This is a genomic window from Neobacillus sp. BP17, from assembly GCF_059579525.1.
Window position 1 is genome coordinate 3,886,211 of the sequence record NZ_CM184198.1, and the last position, 16,516, is coordinate 3,902,726.

Annotated in this window: 17 protein-coding genes; 5 read left to right on the forward strand and 12 right to left on the reverse strand. The window is 37.4% G+C overall.

Annotated features, from left to right (window positions below; translation table 11 throughout):
• Window positions 1-45: 45 nt before the first annotated feature.
• On the forward strand, window positions 46-1,332 hold the full coding sequence (gene bcbE, locus AC4QJR_RS18810) for a bacillibactin exporter BcbE (protein ID WP_496523854.1): 1,287 nt from the start codon (window positions 46-48) through the stop codon (window positions 1,330-1,332).
• A gap of 28 nt (window positions 1,333-1,360) precedes the next feature.
• Here the strand turns inward: bcbE and AC4QJR_RS18815 are convergent, their stop codons facing one another.
• Genes AC4QJR_RS18815 through AC4QJR_RS18825 form a run of 3 tightly spaced genes read right to left on the reverse strand, consistent with a single transcriptional unit; the run spans window position 1,361 to window position 4,903 of the window.
• Complete coding sequence (locus AC4QJR_RS18815) at window positions 1,361-3,226, reverse strand: PTS fructose transporter subunit IIABC (protein ID WP_496523855.1); 1,866 nt, start codon at window positions 3,224-3,226, stop codon at window positions 1,361-1,363.
• A 13-nt stretch (window positions 3,227-3,239) separates the two neighbouring features.
• Entirely contained in the window at window positions 3,240-4,154 is a 915-nt protein-coding gene (pfkB, locus tag AC4QJR_RS18820) for a 1-phosphofructokinase (RefSeq protein ID WP_496523856.1), read from the reverse strand.
• Window positions 4,151-4,903: a DeoR/GlpR family DNA-binding transcription regulator gene (locus AC4QJR_RS18825; RefSeq protein WP_496523857.1), complete on the reverse strand. Its 753-nt coding sequence runs from the start codon at window positions 4,901-4,903 to the stop codon at window positions 4,151-4,153. Before AC4QJR_RS18825 ends, pfkB begins: the two co-directional genes overlap by 4 nt.
• A gap of 302 nt (window positions 4,904-5,205) precedes the next feature.
• On the opposite strand from AC4QJR_RS18825, the gene AC4QJR_RS18830 reads away from it, so the two are divergent.
• Window positions 5,206-5,499: a DUF6509 family protein gene (locus tag AC4QJR_RS18830; protein ID WP_098575039.1), complete on the forward strand. Its 294-nt coding sequence runs from the start codon at window positions 5,206-5,208 to the stop codon at window positions 5,497-5,499.
• Between the two features lie 36 nt (window positions 5,500-5,535).
• Here AC4QJR_RS18830 and AC4QJR_RS18835 read toward each other — a convergent pair whose 3' ends face one another.
• The 4 genes from AC4QJR_RS18835 to ku form a co-directional block, all read right to left on the reverse strand.
• The gene (locus tag AC4QJR_RS18835; protein WP_180230153.1) at window positions 5,536-5,739 is read right to left on the reverse strand and encodes a cold-inducible protein YdjO-related protein; all 204 of its coding nucleotides are present in this window, start codon (window positions 5,737-5,739) and stop codon (window positions 5,536-5,538) included.
• 182 nt (window positions 5,740-5,921) lie between these two features.
• Complete coding sequence (locus AC4QJR_RS18840) at window positions 5,922-6,122, reverse strand: cold-shock protein (protein ID WP_066256683.1); 201 nt, start codon at window positions 6,120-6,122, stop codon at window positions 5,922-5,924.
• 292 nt (window positions 6,123-6,414) lie between these two features.
• Complete coding sequence (locus AC4QJR_RS18845; RefSeq protein ID WP_496523858.1) at window positions 6,415-7,377, reverse strand: nucleoside hydrolase; 963 nt, start codon at window positions 7,375-7,377, stop codon at window positions 6,415-6,417.
• A gap of 110 nt (window positions 7,378-7,487) precedes the next feature.
• Window positions 7,488-8,318, reverse strand: a complete 831-nt coding sequence (ku, locus tag AC4QJR_RS18850; protein WP_496523859.1) for a non-homologous end joining protein Ku — start codon at window positions 8,316-8,318, stop codon at window positions 7,488-7,490.
• 129 nt (window positions 8,319-8,447) lie between these two features.
• Here ku and AC4QJR_RS18855 point away from each other — a divergent pair, with 129 nt between their 5' ends.
• Entirely contained in the window at window positions 8,448-10,292 is a 1,845-nt protein-coding gene (locus AC4QJR_RS18855; RefSeq protein WP_496523860.1) for a DNA ligase D, read from the forward strand.
• Window positions 10,293-10,300: 8 nt separating this feature from the next.
• On the opposite strand, the gene dapF is transcribed toward AC4QJR_RS18855, so the two are convergent.
• From dapF to AC4QJR_RS18870, 3 genes are all read right to left on the reverse strand, one after another.
• Window positions 10,301-11,284: a diaminopimelate epimerase gene (dapF, locus tag AC4QJR_RS18860; RefSeq protein ID WP_496523861.1), complete on the reverse strand. Its 984-nt coding sequence runs from the start codon at window positions 11,282-11,284 to the stop codon at window positions 10,301-10,303.
• 79 nt (window positions 11,285-11,363) lie between these two features.
• Window positions 11,364-12,155, reverse strand: a complete 792-nt coding sequence (locus AC4QJR_RS18865; RefSeq protein ID WP_496523862.1) for a hypothetical protein — start codon at window positions 12,153-12,155, stop codon at window positions 11,364-11,366.
• 111 nt (window positions 12,156-12,266) lie between these two features.
• On the reverse strand, window positions 12,267-13,121 hold the full coding sequence (locus AC4QJR_RS18870) for a patatin-like phospholipase family protein (RefSeq protein ID WP_098575042.1): 855 nt from the start codon (window positions 13,119-13,121) through the stop codon (window positions 12,267-12,269).
• A 180-nt stretch (window positions 13,122-13,301) separates the two neighbouring features.
• Here AC4QJR_RS18870 and AC4QJR_RS18875 point away from each other — a divergent pair, with 180 nt between their 5' ends.
• Window positions 13,302-14,429: an amidohydrolase gene (locus tag AC4QJR_RS18875; RefSeq protein ID WP_496523863.1), complete on the forward strand. Its 1,128-nt coding sequence runs from the start codon at window positions 13,302-13,304 to the stop codon at window positions 14,427-14,429.
• Between the two features lie 310 nt (window positions 14,430-14,739).
• On the forward strand, window positions 14,740-15,300 hold the full coding sequence (locus tag AC4QJR_RS18880) for a GNAT family N-acetyltransferase (protein ID WP_098575018.1): 561 nt from the start codon (window positions 14,740-14,742) through the stop codon (window positions 15,298-15,300).
• Window positions 15,301-15,351: 51 nt separating this feature from the next.
• On the opposite strand, the gene AC4QJR_RS18885 is transcribed toward AC4QJR_RS18880, so the two are convergent.
• Window positions 15,352-15,510, reverse strand: a complete 159-nt coding sequence (locus AC4QJR_RS18885) for a hypothetical protein (RefSeq protein WP_180230154.1) — start codon at window positions 15,508-15,510, stop codon at window positions 15,352-15,354.
• Window positions 15,511-15,600: 90 nt separating this feature from the next.
• Window positions 15,601-16,371, reverse strand: coding sequence for an SDR family oxidoreductase (locus AC4QJR_RS18890; protein ID WP_098575019.1), 771 nt, complete (start codon window positions 16,369-16,371; stop codon window positions 15,601-15,603).
• Between the last annotated feature and the right edge of the window lie 145 nt (window positions 16,372-16,516).

The window sequence follows — 16,516 nt, forward strand, 5'->3', positions numbered from 1 at the left end:
GCAAATAGTAATAGTAGCAAATAACGAAGGCGGGATTGAAGATTAATGGAGCATATTGAACATTTAAGCCAAAATCCAAAAGCTGCCAAAAAGAAACAATCAGCAGCGGGACAAAAGCGATCGAATGAAATAGCTAATCAGAAGTGGGCAATCATCTCACTGTCTTCCATTCCACTAGTCATGACGTTGGGTAATTCGATGTTAATTCCAGTTCTACCTTCAATGGAAAAAAAGTTGTCGATTTCTTCCTTTCAAACCAGTATGGTTATTACTGTTTATTCGATTGTTGCTATTTTCCTAATACCTGTTGCCGGATACTTATCAGATCATATTGGTCGAAAAAAAGTCATTATTCCAAGCCTTATCATTGCTGGAATTGGCGGGCTGATTTCAGGTTTTGCTGCATGGAAAATGAATGATGCTTATTGGATAATTTTAGCTGGCCGCGCCCTTCAGGGGGTTGGAGCTGCTGGAGCAGCTCCAATCGTTATGCCATTGGTTGGGGATATGTTTAAAAATGAGGATGATGTTAGCTGTTGTCTGGGTTTAATAGAAACATCAAATACGTTTGGAAAGGTATTAAGCCCTATTTTAGGGGCTTTTCTTGCGGGAATCATTTGGTTTATGCCGTTTTTTTCCTTTCCTGTATTTTGTGCCATTTCTGTTTTGATGATTATGTTCTTGGTTAAAAGCCCAAAATCAACACAGAAACCCATTCCATTTAAAGATTTCTTCATTAATGTGAAAAAAACCTTTACTGAAAAGGGACGCTGGCTTTACGCCATCTTTTTTATTGGTGGAATTTTAATGTTTGTCCTTTTTGGAATTTTGTTTTATCTGTCCGAACTTTTTGAAAAAGAATATGGCATTAAGGATATCAAGAAAGGTTTCTTTCTAGCTTTACCACTTGGTGCTCTTTGTTTATCCTCGTTTATCAGCGGAAAAGTGATTAAGAAAAATAAAGTTCTCATGAAGTGGATGACATTTGGTGGTGTGATTGCTACAGCCCTATCGATTGGTGCCTTGTGGTTTTCGATAAAACTTTGGTACGTAATTACCATGTTTCTTATTAGCGGAGTAGGTATTGGTTCTGGGTTACCTTGTCTAGATGCCTTGATTACTGAGGGTGTTGAAAAGGAAGAAAGAGGCACCATTTCATCCATTTATAGTTCAATGAGATTTATTGGAGTGGCGGCAGGACCACCAATTATTGCATTGTTACTAAAGAAAGAAACTCATTGGATTTTTATCCTATTAGGTAGTTTAAGTATTATTGCAGCCATTGTTGCATTGATGGCGATCAAACCCAATGCACAAGACCAAAAGAGCTGAGGTAAGTCCTCAGCTCTTTATATACATATTATTTTACTGGTTTTTTTAGAAAACCGATTAATAATGCTGAAACAATAGAGCCCACTACAATGGCAAGTGCATAAAGAAGGGCACCATTTTCTACCAATGGGACAACAAATATTCCGCCGTGTGGGGCACGGAGACCAATTCCGAATGCCATCGATAATGCGCCTGCAATGGCCGAACCAGCCATAACAGAAGGAATGACACGTAATGGATCAGCAGCTGCAAAAGGAATCGCGCCTTCTGTAATGAAGGATAAACCCATGACATAACAAGCTTTTCCTGCATCTTTGTCTTGATCATTAAATTTATTTTTGAAGAATGTCGTTGCAAGTGCAATAGCTAGCGGCGGGACCATACCTGCAGCCATAATTGCCGCCATTGGTTCATAGACACCACTTGCTAATAATCCTGTTCCAAATACATAGGCAGCCTTGTTAACTGGTCCACCCATATCGAATGACATCATAAGTCCTAGTACTATACCCAATAATACGGCATTCCCTGTTCCAAGACCTGTTAACCAATCAGCAATTTCCTTGTTCACCCATGCAACTGGATTGTTTACGACATAATGCATTAAAAATCCGGTAATCGCAATTCCAAATAGTGGATAAAGTAAGATACTTTTAATTCCTTCAAGAGAACGTGGAAGGCCTGCAAACACTTTCTTTAACAGTAAGACAATGTAACCTGCTAGAAAACCTGCAACTAAACCACCAAGGAAACCGGCTCCACCATGAGCCGCCATCATACCGCCTACCATACCTGGGGCGAAACCTGGACGATCAGCAATACTGAGGGCAATAAAGCCCGCAAGTACTGGAACAATTAATGCGAATGCATTATCCCCACCAATGGCCTTAATAACGGCTGCAATAGGGTTATATGATGGGTCATCTGGATTTGCAGAATTATATCCGAACATAAAGCTAATTGCGATTAAAATTCCTCCTCCAACCACGAAGGGAAGCATATTTGAAACGCCATTCATCAGGTGCTTGTAAAAGCCTGTACGAGATCCTTTTTGATCCTCTGTATTTTCACTTTGCCCGTTATTCCCCTTAAAAATTGGTGCGTCTTGTTTAACCGCTTTGTCGATCAATTGCGCAGGGCGACGGATTCCTTCAGCTACCGCTGCTTGGATTACGTGTTTACCCTTAAACCTTTCCATCTCGACATTGATATCTGCAGCGATAATGACTGCTGTCGCATTTTCAATTTCCTCTTTAGTTAGGACATTTTTTGCTCCTCCTGAGCCATTTGTCTCAACCTTAATATCAACACCCAATTCAGCTGCCTTTGCTTTTAAAGAATCAGCTGCCATATAGGTGTGGGCAATACCCGTTGGACACCCTGTTACAGCTACGATTAAATTATTCTTAGTTTCTTTTGTTACGGTTTCCTGTTTATCTTCTTTATCGTAGCGGTTTATAGTATCAAGGATTTCCTCAGGAGTTGTTGCCTTTAATAACTCATAACGCACTTCCGCTTTCATTAACAATCCTGAGAGCCGTGCTAATGCTTCTAAATGTGTATTATTCGCACCATCCGGAGCAGCAATCATAAAAAATAAATGTGCTGGTTTTCCATCCAATGATTCATAATTAACACCTGCCGCTGATTTTCCAAAGACAATGGCTGCTTCATTTACTACTTTTGTTTTCGCATGAGGGATAGCTATTCCATCCCCAATACCTGTGGTACTTTGTTCTTCACGCTTTAAGATGGCTGCTTTAAATTCAGCACGATCAGAAATTTTCTCCGCCTTTGAAAGGACATCAACCAACTGATCAATTGTTGCTTCTTTTTGATTGCCTTCTATATTTAAAAGAATCGTATTTTTAGATAACAATTCAGTAATTTTCATGATTTTCTCTCCCTTAAAGGATCTCTTTTATATGAACTTGTGGCAGGAGTTCTTCCACTTTTTCCTTGGTACATAGACCTAGTGAAAAAGCTGTTGCACTTCCTGAGGCCACGCTATAGCGAAAAGCTTCCTCAATATTTCGAGTTTTTACATAGGCTGCTAAGAAACCTGCGACCATTGAGTCACCTGCACCTACTGAATTTTTCACTTCTCCTTTTGGAACTTCTGCTAAAAGTGTTGTTTCACTATTTATCAGCACTGCCCCTTCACCAGCGAGCGAAATAATGACATTTTTTGCTCCCATCTCTACGAGTCTTTTCCCAAATGGAATAACTTCTTCAGCGTTTGTAATGGTAGCATCAAATAATTCCCCAAGCTCGTGATGATTTGGTTTGATTAATAATGGACGATAAGGTAGAACTTTTTTTAATAAATCCCCTTCTGCATCCACCACAAATTGTGCACTGCTTTCACTGCAGATTTTAACTAGTTCCTCGTAGGTAGTTTTCGGTAAACTACTAGGAATGCTTCCAGCCAGTACCAATAAATCATCGGCACTTAGTTTCTTTATTTTTTGTTTTAATAATGAAAAGTTTTCTGCCGTGATTTTCGGTCCATTTGCATTAATCTCTGACTCTTGACCCGTTTTTAGTTTTACGTTGATTCGTGTATCTTCATCAACCTTGACAAAATCTGTTTCAATCAGTTCCTTTTGAAGATACTGTTCAATGTACGCACCGGTAAAACCACCAATAAAACCTAGTGCTATACTGCTTGTGCCAAAATGTTTCAAAACTGTTGACACATTAATTCCTTTCCCGCCAGGAAATTTTGCTTCCTCCACTGTCCTGTTTAACTCTCCGAGCTGAAAGCTCTCTAGTTTAACTATATAATCAACAGAGGGATTTAACGTTAATGTGTAAATCATGTTGTCACAACCTTTATTGTCGTTCTATTTAAGTACTGCTTTTGTGTTTCGTCATCTAATTCATTCGTGATAATGACTGCTTCGTGAATATCAGCAACCTTGGAAAATGAAATTTCAGCAAATTTCGTATTATCCGATAGCACAAATGTCTCTCTTGAAAGAGCCATTGCCTTTTGCTTTACCAAAGCTTCCTCCTGATCCGGTGTTGTATAGCCGAATTGCGGATGAATACCATTCACACCCATGAAACATTTATCAAAACGGTAAAGGTCCAAACCTGCTAAAGCTCCTCTTCCGATAAATGCATTGGTATTAGGCTTTGCCAAGCCCCCAATTAAGTAAGTGGATATACCTTTATCTAATAAAGGTTTTAAATGCATTAAGCCATTCGTGACTACAACGATATCCTTAAAGTTCAAGAATTCTATCATTTCAATAACTGTTGAGCCAGCATCAAGGTAAATGCTATCACCTTCGTCCACTAAACTGGCCGCATATTGTGCAATCAACCGCTTTGCTTGAAGGTTTTTGGATGATTTCTCAATCATACTGGGTTCTTGAAGTTTACCTTGTAATCTTGAGGCACCTCCATGAATTCTCTTTAAAAACTTTTGTTCCTCTAATTGTGAGAGGTCTCGGCGTATAGTTGACTCCGAAGACTCGGTTAACTCCATAATTTCATTAATTTTTATTACATTTTTCGCTTTTAATAATTGCATGATAATCCGATGACGTTCTGGTGTTAACATGTCATCACCACCTAGTTTTTTTATTCGGTAACTATATAATACTGAAAACGATTGCACATTTCAATCATTTTCTTTCAAAAACAATCATTATTTGAATGTTTTTGAACGTTTTCTGAAAGTTCATAAATTACCACAGGATAATATGTAGGTTTTCCTGTTTTTCAATATATAAAAAAAACGCCAGAGATTTATGGCGTTATATATAAAAATCACAATATACGCTAAAAATATCAAAATCGATTCAATTTTTTCTTGTTGAAACAAAAATGTGTATAATAGGATGGATGAATATTTTGCAGAGGATGATACACTTGAACATTACTGGACACACAGTTGAAAAATTAGAAGATCCATTCGGTTTATTATCAGGTGACCGCTATGAGTTTTTCCTCGAACTAGAGGTTGATGAAGAAGATGAGCTATATTCGGATAAAGGAATTGGCCTAAGAACTATTTTCGTTAGCGATGAAAATGGTGAGAAAATCACCAATTTTTACCTTTATGAACAAGGGAGTGAAAATGTTCTAGACTTTGTACTTGAGGAAGATGAAGAGGCACTGGTCCTTGCCTATTGTAAAGAGCATGCATCAGAATAAAAAACAGGGAGTGATTAATCACTCCCTGTTTTTTTATTACATAAAGTTTTTACTATGGTTATGAATCACTTGTAATTCTTTTGTTGTTAAACTCATTTCACTTTTACAAATCGGGCATAATGGCACATCCGTGCTTTTAAAATTGTCACGTACCCAGCATTTACAAGTTGCTGAGTTACACACCCATATTTTCGTTTCTTCTAATTTGATTTCCTCATCACTTTTTCTACCAAACGCCAAAACGATCACCCCTTATAATTAGTGCATGACTGTTTTTACCCTTTTGTTTGTTAGCTAAATAACATGGAAATACATCATTTAGCAGTGTTCCATTGCCAACTGAAACTAGTTTATCAAATATAAATTTTATAGATAAAAAGGTGATGCTAAAACTAGTGCATCACCTTTTTATTTTAATAGAATTAAACTGTTTTAACGTTAGAAGCTTGTGGTCCACGAGCACCTTCAACGATTTCGAATGATACTGATTGGCCTTCTTCTAAAGTTTTAAAGCCTTCTGATTGAATTGCTGAAAAGTGAACAAATACGTCTTGACCGCCATCTGCTTCGATAAATCCAAAACCTTTTTCTGCATTAAACCATTTAACTTTACCGTTATTCATGAATTAACCCCCAAAATAATTGTTCACTTTAATTTTCAGTTAAAAAAAATAAAAAAGACGTACTGACACGTTCGGGTAATAGACATCACCCACATGTTCGTGCAGTTACGGCTACTGAAACCAATATATATATTTAACCAACTTAAAAGCGTACCTTCATTTTAACAGATTTTTGCCATACCGTCAATTTGAATTTCAAAAACCAGGAAATTCAGAGAAAATATTTCAGTATAATAATAACTTGTAAAACTTGTCTCATCCTAACAGAATATGAAACTCGAAGTTAGTTTCATTATTCTTTATTAAATTCACCTTGTAAGAATATTTCTACAAAGTTGACAGAAAATTTTGTTACATCAATTTCCATCCCGATGTTATCAAGTGTTTCAGTGGGTTCCTGATCTGGCTTTGGTCGAAAGTCTGCAATGCTTTTTCCCTTGGCATTCCCAAATTGCTCCACTCTCACTCGTTTTGGGATATATTTCACTAAATCAGGTTCAGTTAGCGCCATCAGCGGTACTACGTCATGAAGCGGTGCTCCTTTTATACCCGGGACATTTTTCTGATAGGCTTTAAAGTAATAATCAAAAGCCGGTTTTAATAGCGGGCGGAAAGGTGTGGGGCTGTTTTGGCTAAGAAAGTCCATAATTTCGGGCGTGATAAGTGCTTTATTGGTAACATTTAATGGGTATAAGTTGATATTATGTGCTTTTTCCATCACCGTATGTGCAGCAATTGGGTCAACATAAAAATTAGCTTCGGCTTCAGCACTAATATTCCCCGGGACTAAAAAAGCCCCACCCATAATAAAGAAAGCATTTACTCCTTTAAGTGCTTCATTTCCATATAAGATAAACATTAAGGCTAACTCGGTCAATCTCCCTACCGAAACAATTATAAGGTTACCTTCATATTGAGTTACTATCTCACTGATTTTGTTTATGTCATATACCTTCACATTCTTTATTGTATCAGGAGGTTTAATAGGTCCTAATCCTTCTTCGCCATGTATCTCCGGGTAATATGTAATCGGTTCACCTAATAACGGTCCTGCGGTGCCTGCAATGATTGGAATATCTGCTCTGCCGCCTAATGTTAACAAGTAGGCTGTATTTTTAACTGATTTGTCCTTCGGTGTATTGCCATAACCACTGACAATACCCACTAGGTTGATTTTTGGATTTAATAAGGCATACATTATGGCAAAAGAATCATCAATCCCTGGATCAGCAATCATGAGCACATTATAAGCCAAAAGTATCTCCCCCAAAAAATTATATTTCTAAAAAATATGCTTATTTTTTGGATGAAAGAACTAATATAAAAACCGATTCATGGATACGAATCGGTTTTGTCAACACTTCCCTATGCTCGTTTTTTGACTCTTGGCGCTGTTTTCTTTCTTGGCGCAGCCGTTTTTGGAGGCTTCGTCCGGTCAATGGATGCTTGTAATGCCGCCATTAAGTCTGTGACATTTGAAGCGACTTCCTTCGTTGCTGCTGATACGGTTTCTTGTCCATTTCGTTTCGATTCAATTAGTTCAAGTAATGCAGTTCTGTAATCATCCGTATATTTTTCAGGGTTAAAATCTGATGTCAATTGGTCAATCAACATGATTGCAGTATCAAGTTCTCTTTCGGTTACCTTGTCTTCAGCAGGTACACTTGGCACATCACCCGCTTTTCGAACTTCATCCGGATAGTGGATGGTTTCCATGATTAACACATTTTCATACACACGTATAACTGCTAATTGCTCTTTAGAACGGATAATAATCTTGGCAAGACCGACTTTTTTTGACTCTAGTAATGCTTTTCTCAGCAGGGAATAGGCTTTGCCTCCCCCCTCGCTTGGAGACATATAATAACTGCGATCGTAGTAAATTGGATCAATTTGTTCCATTTTAACAAAATCAATAATTTCAACTGCTTTATCCTCATTTTCCTTACGTAACTTTTCAAGCTCTTCATTATCCAGAACGACAAATTTCCCTTTTGTATACTCATACGCTTTAACGATATCCTCTGGTTTCACTTCTTCCTCGCAGACAGAACAAATTTTCTCATATTTAATCGGAGCATGACATTTGTTATGCAGGGTCCGAAGTTTGATATCTTTATCTTCTGTTGCCGTATGAAGTTTGATGGGTATATTTACAAGCCCGAAACTAATACTTCCCTTCCACATCGTATGCATCTGTATTTCTCCAATCTTTTTGTTATTATTTTGCGTTCCCAAGACATTCACATTCCTAAAAACATTTGGAAAAGAATGAATCTAAGTATTTTTAAACAAAATAAATGAAAAAGAAGGGACCATTTATCCATGAAGCCGATGCTGCCCAGCCTTACATTTGATCTCCCTGTTCATCCTGAATCGCTCTACGAAGTAAAATATGATGGATTTCGAGCCCTTTTAGAATGGAGTTCTCATGGAATTGAACTTATTAGCCGGAATGAAAAATCTCTTCTCCCCCAATTCCCAGAAATAAAGGAATTTTTATTAAAACACGAAAATCACTTTAAACCGTTTCTACCTCTACAATTAGACGGAGAACTTGTCTCATTAGAAAACACACACAAAGCCAATTTCTCGATGATTCAAGTGCGCGGACGATTAAGATCAGAAAAAAAGATTCGCGAGCAAGCCAGTAAATCCCCTTGTCGCCTAATGGTGTTTGACATACTGAAAAGCGCTGGGAAATCATTACGTTCACTTGATTTTCAACAACGCAAAAAGGAACTCATCAAATTGTTCGAAAAAGTCGGCTTTCAACTTGAGGCTGACCCCTACAACGAACAACTCCTTCAACTTGTTCAGGCACATGAAGAATTTGAGCCGCTTTGGGAAAAAGTTGTATTGTCTGATGGGGAAGGAATTATTGCCAAACAAAAAAACAGTCTTTGGGAAGAGGGAAAACGCTCCCTACAGTGGTTAAAGTATAAAAATTGGAAATATGTAAGTTGTTTTATCAACGCCTATGATAAAACCAATGGATATTTTTATGTAAGTGTTTTTAAGGACAAAAAAATCCATCCAATAGGTCAGGTCCTATTCGGATTTAAACCAGAAGAAAAACAAGCACTACAACACACAATAAAACAAAATATGCTTCGTGAAGAAGCTCAATTAATAATTGTTGAACCGGCCATATGCCTGGAGGTGAAATATTTAGAGCTTTATGAAAACCAACTTCGTGAACCCCATTTTGATCGATTTCGCTTTGATTTAGAACCTACTGAGTGTACATATGATCGCTTTATCTATGCACAAAAAAACCTGCCAGGGGACCTTGATATAACCCACCCAGATAAACCATTATGGGAAAAATTAGCTATTAATAAAGCAGACTATATTCACTACTTGCGAGAAATTTCACCCTATATGCTGCCATTTTTGAACAATCGCTTATTAACCGTCATCCGCTATCCGCACGGGATGTTTGGTGAAGCGTTTTATCAAAAAAATTGTCCAGATTATGCGCCTGACTTTGTACAAACACATGCTGATGAGGGGATTGACTATATCCTCTGCAATAATCTAAAAACGCTCGTATGGCTTGGCAATCAATTAGCAATTGAATTCCACATCCCCTTTCAAACCATCAATAGCAAGGGACCAAGTGAGATTGTTTTTGATTTAGATCCGCCCTCTAAGGAGCACTTTCAGTTGGCGGTAAAAGCAGCATTGTTAATCAAAGAAGTCCTCGATCAATTAAATTTAATCGCTTTCATTAAAACGTCTGGAAACAAAGGATTGCAAGTCTACCTGCCTTTGCCGGAAAATGAATTCACTTATGACGATACAAGATTATTTACAAGCTTTATTGCTGAATATTTGATTTCAAAGGATCCTGATTCCTTTACAATTGAAAGAATGAAGAAAAACCGCGGAAACAGACTTTATGTTGATTATGTGCAGCATAGCGAGGGGAAAACCATTGTTGCCCCCTATTCAATGCGGGGAAATGAACATGCAGGTGTCGCCACACCCCTATATTGGGATGAAGTAACTGAAAAACTCAAACCTGTTTCGTTTAATATGGAAAATGCATTAAAGCGAATTCGCCAACAAGGAGATCCTTTTACAGATTATTTTCAATCAAAATCGATACAACCATTTGGACCTGTGTTGGAGGTGTTAAAAAATAGGGCAAACAAAAAAGGATAGGGCTGACCCTATCCTTTCATATTCGTTTCAACAAACTTTTTTGCTTCATTTTGCAATTGCTCATAAGTTCCCTGCTCAGAAAGTTCTGTTTTAGATGAAATTGTAAATGAATGATTCTCTAAATCCACATTTACTGTAGCATTATAAAGATAGGTGGCATTGCCTATTAAGTCAATCGTGTATTTACCCTCGCTTTCATGGGCTACACATTGAACTTTTCCACCATTATTATAAACATTTACGACGTTTTCCAATTTATTTAATTCCAGTAAACAAGTAACGAGGGTGGATGCTGACATGGCAGTCCCACAGGCATTAGTAAAACCAACACCACGCTCAAATGTTCTAACATATATAGCACCAGGTTGTAAATGTTTAACAAAGCTTACATTAACACCGTCTGGGAACAAATGATTGGGACCATTTACTTTTTCACTAAGATGTTTTTGCAGGTCACCTTCAAGGTGTTCTGCTTCAACAATTGCAATGAGGTGCGGATTAGGAACAGCAAGTGCGGTAAACCTTAAATCTGCTGATAGTTCCTCAATTTTTTCATTGAAAAGGGTCGGTTTATTTAAATTTAAAGGCAGAGCTTTTAATTCAAACAACACAGGGGAAATTTCCACTTGGTAGGTATGAATATCTGGTAAAAGTTCATTTTGTTTGCTCACTTTTAAATTTGCTTTCATTGTTTCAATGACAGCTTTATTTTGACCAAGGTGTTCACATACATATCTTGCAACAAGACGCAATCCATTTCCACACATGGATGCTTCCGACCCATCTGAGTTAAAGACACGCATTCTTGCGTCTGCATGTTTGCTATTCATCACGAAAAGAATCCCATCAGCCCCTAATTCAGACTGACGATTACATAACATTCTCGCGAGATCTGCTCGTTCACTCTCAGAAAATACATATTGATTCGACATTTCATCGATAATTAGAAAGTCATTTCCCGATCCATGACCTTTAATTAATTGGACTTCCATTGTTATCCCCCTACTACCTTGATATAAGTATTCTATTTATCATACCAAACAATGTTCGTGAGGGAAACTGTCGAAACTTCTATCTTTCGATAAAATATTCATTAATCAAAAATGACATCCGAAGGAGTTTGTCTTGTTCAGATAAACTCTCTCTCATGGAAAGTACCGGTGTATTCGGCTCTGGAAACAAGGGACTCCACTCCAATGGCATCCATCCACGACGAAGACGTGCTTCCTGAAAGTGATCGTGGTTTATGAATTGTTCATCCATAAAAGCAACAGCACCTTCTACTTCACCAATATACTTTCCTTTCGAATCTAGTAATTCCTTTTTGGATGTTCTCCAATCCTTTTTACTTCGCTCAAAACTGCCTAAATATTGCCTTCGATGATTAAATACCTCTATTTTTATCGTTTTTCCACCATTAACCTTATAGTAACCTATGGCTTGGTTCTGGTTCTCCATCGAATAGAGTGCATAAATTTTTGAAAAGGATAGCTTCTTCGTCCCACTGCCTCGATATCTCTTAATCATTCCAGCAAGATGCCCGTTCGGAAAGTAAAATAGCAGCCTAGAAGATTTAGTGTTCAGGAAGAAAACTAGTAAATAGCGTGATTCAAATAAAGACCTTCTTCCGGCCTCAGATTTCTTCAGCTGTCTGTCAATTGAAATCGACTGCCGTCTTCTAAATAGATAGAATTGGAAACTAACCAAACTATAGATAAGAAATGGGATCGTTAATAACATGATTTCTTTTGTTTTAAAAATACTAAGGTTGCCAGCGATGATTATGATGACTGGCAATAATGAAGCAATACTACCATTTAAGTTCAAATGAGCTGTATCCCGGTAATATTCATTTATTTTCATCTAGAAAACTCCTTATCAATTCCTCTTTTCTTAGTTTATTTACTATAAACCAAAAAAATGATAGAAGTTTGCAATTACACTAAAAAAGAAGAAACGAAATGGTCTCTTCTTTTAATTCTTAATATAGTTAATTATCGTTGACATAGATGCCCTGGCATCTTCGTAGCCCTGATTGTAAAGCTCTTCCAGCCTATGGGGATTCCGTTCCATTCTACCGACCTTTAATGGCTGGGATGGGCGGATAATCAAAACATTCCCCTTTTTCTCTTCCTGCTCAACATATTCGACCGTTTCATTATATATTCGATATCTGTTCCTAAGGGACTGTTGCAAGCCTTTGTATTCTGGATACTTACGATCTACCAGAAAATGAAACTTTGAGGGCTTTTTCAAATACCCTTCATTTCTTGTAAGAATCACGATATTTTTTGCAAATCCATCCTGTTGTGCTTTCTTGATTGGAATGGGATCGCTAATCCCCCCATCAAGTAATATTTTATCTTTAAAACGGACTTCAGGTGCAATAAATGGAAGGGAGCTTGATGCCCGTATTACGGTTAAAAGGTCATCTCTGTAATCCTTTTTCTTAAAATAAACAGGCTCTCCTGTCAGACAATCTGTTGTCCCCACAACAAATTCTGAAGGACTATTGTAAAAAACATCATAATGGAACGGGACATGTTTATTTGGAATTTCGTCAAAAATAAAATCCATGCCAAAAAATTGCCGATTTCGAAAATAATTTTTCCACGAAATATATCTAGGGTCGGAAGCATATTCAATCGTAACGGTTTTATTTCTCCCTTTTTGCTTCGACAAATAGGAGGCTGCATTACATGCACCTGCAGATACCCCAATAACATATGGAAAAAATAACTGTGATTCCAAGAAGTATTCAAGGATACCTGCAGTATAAACACCACGCATTCCTCCACCTTCTAGGACCAAACCTACTTGGTTTTCCATGTTGCCTCGCCCTTTCATTGTTAACATTAAACTTCCTTGTCATTATAGACCCCACTTGATTCTTTTACAAAATGATACGACTTTGTTTAAAAAATTTTTTCTGATTGAAACTAATCCCTAGGCACCTAAATTGTTAAAATTTATAAAATAACTATTATCAATGTGAAGAAAGGTTTTATTATGACAAAAATTCTTTTAAAAAATGCAACGGTATATCCTATTACATCAAAGCCGATTCCCCATGGAGATGTCCTAATTGATGCAGGGAAGATCCTTAAAGTTGGGAAAAATCTTACAACAGATTTAAATGTAAAAATCATTGATTGTGGGAACCAATTTCTTTTTCCAGGCTTTATTGATGTCCATACCCATTTAGGTCTCTATGATGAAGGAACCGGCTGGGCGGGAAACGATGCCAATGAAACAGCTGAAGCTCTTACTCCACATATCCGAGCTATCGACGGGGTATATCCTTTGGACCCGGCATTCTCTGATGCAGTTAAAAGCGGGATCACCACAGCTCATGTCATGCCTGGCAGTGCAAATGTTATAGGAGGAACAACATCTGTAATCAAAACTACAGGTAAGAATATCAAAAAAATGATTTTCCAAGAGATTGCAGGATTAAAAATTGCCTTAGGAGAAAATCCAAAAAGAATTCATAGCAATGGCAACAGTGATTCCATTACGCGCATGGGAATTATGGGGATGCTTAGGGAGGCTTTTTACCAAGCAATCCACGCGGATAATCCAGACTCGCCTAGAGTCGCACCGATTATTATGGCCCTCAAAAGAGAAATTCCCGTTAGAATCCACGCACATCGTGCTGATGATATTATTTCTGCTCTTCGCTTCGCAGAAGAATTTAATCTTGACTTGAGAATAGAGCATTGTACTGAAGGCCATCTTATTGCAAGTGAACTTTCAGGGGTGAATTTAAAAGTTTCCGTTGGTCCAACCTTAACACGAAGATCCAAAGTCGAATTGAAGAATAAAACCTGGAAAACGTATCAAGAACTGACGAATCATGGTGTTGAAGTTTCTATTACCACGGATCATCCGTATACACCCATCCAATACTTAAATATTTGTGCGAGCCTTGCTGTCAGAGAAGGTTTACCAGAGCAGAAAGCACTTGAAGGAATTACAATTCTGCCGGCCAAGAACTTAAGAATAGACAGTCAAGTTGGAAGTATCGAGGAGGGAAAGGAAGCCGATTTAGTGCTTTGGAGCCATCATCCTTTCCAATACTTGGCTAAGCCGAAATGGACGATTATTGGCGGCGAAATGGTCTATCAAGAAGCGTAGATTATTGCTGAAAATTGGTAAAAAATATTATCGAAAAATCCACAAAAAACCTATTTATTTTTTAGCTTTTTTCTTGTATCATACTTTTAGTGAAGCCGTTTAAAACCTAAAATCTTTGGAGGTTTACGAACATATTCTTTTTAACAAAAAAATGATATAGGGAAGGCAAATGGTGCGCCACCAGTATTACTGGTTCTAGTGGGTTCGATTCCCACCCCGAAATTTTTTAGTAACTTTATAAAAAATTTCGAGGGTGGACCGGACCGTTTCTTTTGACATGGGATCGGAATGCCCTAATGGAGGGTTATTCATGCTTAAAAAACGTGATCTTCATGACAGCCACACACTGTACGAATTAATGACGCATCCTGATGTCTTCCCATTTGTGCGCCAAAAAGCTGATACCTATGAAGAATTCTTATTTATGACAAAACAAACCATTGAGGCCGAAGACCGTGGTGAATTAATATCACGAACCATTCTTGATGAATGGGGTGTACCGATTGGTACCATTAACCTTTTTGATATTGAGGAAAATGCCGGATTTTTAGGAACATGGCTTGGCAAGCCTTACCACGGCAAAGGTTATAATAGTCCGGCGAAAGATGCCTTTTTTCAGGAACTATTTTATGAATTAGGAATCGAAACCGTCTTTATGAGAATACGGAAGGTTAATATTCGCTCAATCAAAGCAGCTGAAAAACTACCTTATGTAATAAAAGCAAACGAAACGAGAAAATCTATATATGAACAATTGAATGCTAATGGTGATGTATATGATTTGTATGAAATACCTAAGGATCAGTACACTTTCTATCTTATGCGGAATGGCGCTGTCCAATCAGACGATTCACAATTGTTGGAAGCGTAAAAAAGCAATCGGCTTTGTCCGATTGCTTTTTGTTTAGAATTTTATTAATTATTATTCTGTTACGTTTTGTTCAATCGCTTCATTCACGTCATTAAGACCCATTTGGAGCAAAAATTCGTCTAATTCCTCATTTGTTAATGTTTCAAAGCGGCCATCATGAAAAAATACCTGAGTTTGATTAGGATTTATTCTGTTCATATTAAAACTCATATTCTTTGCTCCTTTCATAGATGATTATTATCTATTATCCACAAAAGGAGGAGTTTTCATTCAGATAATCAAATAGTTCAAAAAATTATACTAATTCTTATGTATCTTCCCTAATACATCCATTCCCCCAGTAATAGGAATGATACTCCCTGTAATAAAATCTGAATTTTCTTCAACCAAGAATGCAATGACTCTGGCTATATCTTCGCCTGTTCCATACCTGCCAATCGGTGCATTTCCTTCCATTTCCTTTGCATCATGTATATTACTTTCTTTCCATTGGTTAATGATATCCCCTGGACAAACCATATTTGCTGTAATTCCATATTCCGCTTCCTCTATCGCTATAGTTCTTGTTAGGGAGGCCAAACCTGTCTTTGCTGCAGCAAAGGCTGACCGATATATCCAACCTGGTGAAGTTTCTACGCGATCATACCCGAATGTAATAATTCTCCCCCATTTTTGGTTACGCATGGAAGGGATAACTAGTTTAGACAAATAAAAAACAGAGCTTAAATTCCCTTGGACTACATAATTCCATTCTTCGAAGGAATAGTCTGCGAGCTTTTTTCGTTCTTGGATGTATGGACCTGCATTATGTACTAAAACGTCCACAGTCTTGTAGACAGCAAGTGTTTCATTAACAATTCGGATACAATCCTTCTCGATTGCCACATCTCCTTGAACAGTAATGTTTTTGGTTCCAAAACATTCAGTCAATTGGTTTGCTAAAGAAATTGCTTCTGTTTCACTATTACGATAGTTTATGGCTAACTGATAACCATTTTCCGCTAAATATAAAGCAGTTTTTTTGCCAATACCAGTTGCTCCCCCCGTAATCAGAGCTGTTTTCTTATTCACAAATCATTACCTCTCTATGTTTAGTATCTCTCTTAACTATTTGTTAACTAGACATGTTTAGTCACATTTTTTGTACATTCATATTGACTTAGGTTTTTATAACGCATGGGCAAGTGTTAGCATATGATACAAATATCTAAGTAAC

Bases quoted from the DNA above. Each gene is read 5' to 3' on its own strand.
- AC4QJR_RS18855 (WP_496523860.1), top strand. From the start codon at position 8,448: ATGAAGCCGATGCTGCCCAGCCTTACATTTGATCTCCCTGTTCATCCT.
- dapF (WP_496523861.1), bottom strand. From the start codon at position 11,284: ATGGAAGTCCAATTAATTAAAGGTCATGGATCGGGAAATGACTTTCTA.
- AC4QJR_RS18885 (WP_180230154.1), bottom strand. From the start codon at position 15,510: ATGAGTTTTAATATGAACAGAATAAATCCTAATCAAACTCAGGTATTT.
- pfkB (WP_496523856.1), bottom strand. From the start codon at position 4,154: ATGATTTACACATTAACGTTAAATCCCTCTGTTGATTATATAGTTAAA.
- AC4QJR_RS18875 (WP_496523863.1), top strand. From the start codon at position 13,302: ATGACAAAAATTCTTTTAAAAAATGCAACGGTATATCCTATTACATCA.
- ku (WP_496523859.1), bottom strand. From the start codon at position 8,318: ATGCATACGATGTGGAAGGGAAGTATTAGTTTCGGGCTTGTAAATATA.
- AC4QJR_RS18870 (WP_098575042.1), bottom strand. From the start codon at position 13,121: ATGGAAAACCAAGTAGGTTTGGTCCTAGAAGGTGGAGGAATGCGTGGT.
- AC4QJR_RS18825 (WP_496523857.1), bottom strand. From the start codon at position 4,903: ATGTTAACACCAGAACGTCATCGGATTATCATGCAATTATTAAAAGCG.
- AC4QJR_RS18815 (WP_496523855.1), bottom strand. From the start codon at position 3,226: ATGAAAATTACTGAATTGTTATCTAAAAATACGATTCTTTTAAATATA.
- AC4QJR_RS18840 (WP_066256683.1), bottom strand. From the start codon at position 6,122: ATGAATAACGGTAAAGTTAAATGGTTTAATGCAGAAAAAGGTTTTGGA.
- AC4QJR_RS18880 (WP_098575018.1), top strand. From the start codon at position 14,740: ATGCTTAAAAAACGTGATCTTCATGACAGCCACACACTGTACGAATTA.
- AC4QJR_RS18830 (WP_098575039.1), top strand. From the start codon at position 5,206: ATGATACACTTGAACATTACTGGACACACAGTTGAAAAATTAGAAGAT.
- AC4QJR_RS18865 (WP_496523862.1), bottom strand. From the start codon at position 12,155: ATGAAAATAAATGAATATTACCGGGATACAGCTCATTTGAACTTAAAT.
- bcbE (WP_496523854.1), top strand. From the start codon at position 46: ATGGAGCATATTGAACATTTAAGCCAAAATCCAAAAGCTGCCAAAAAG.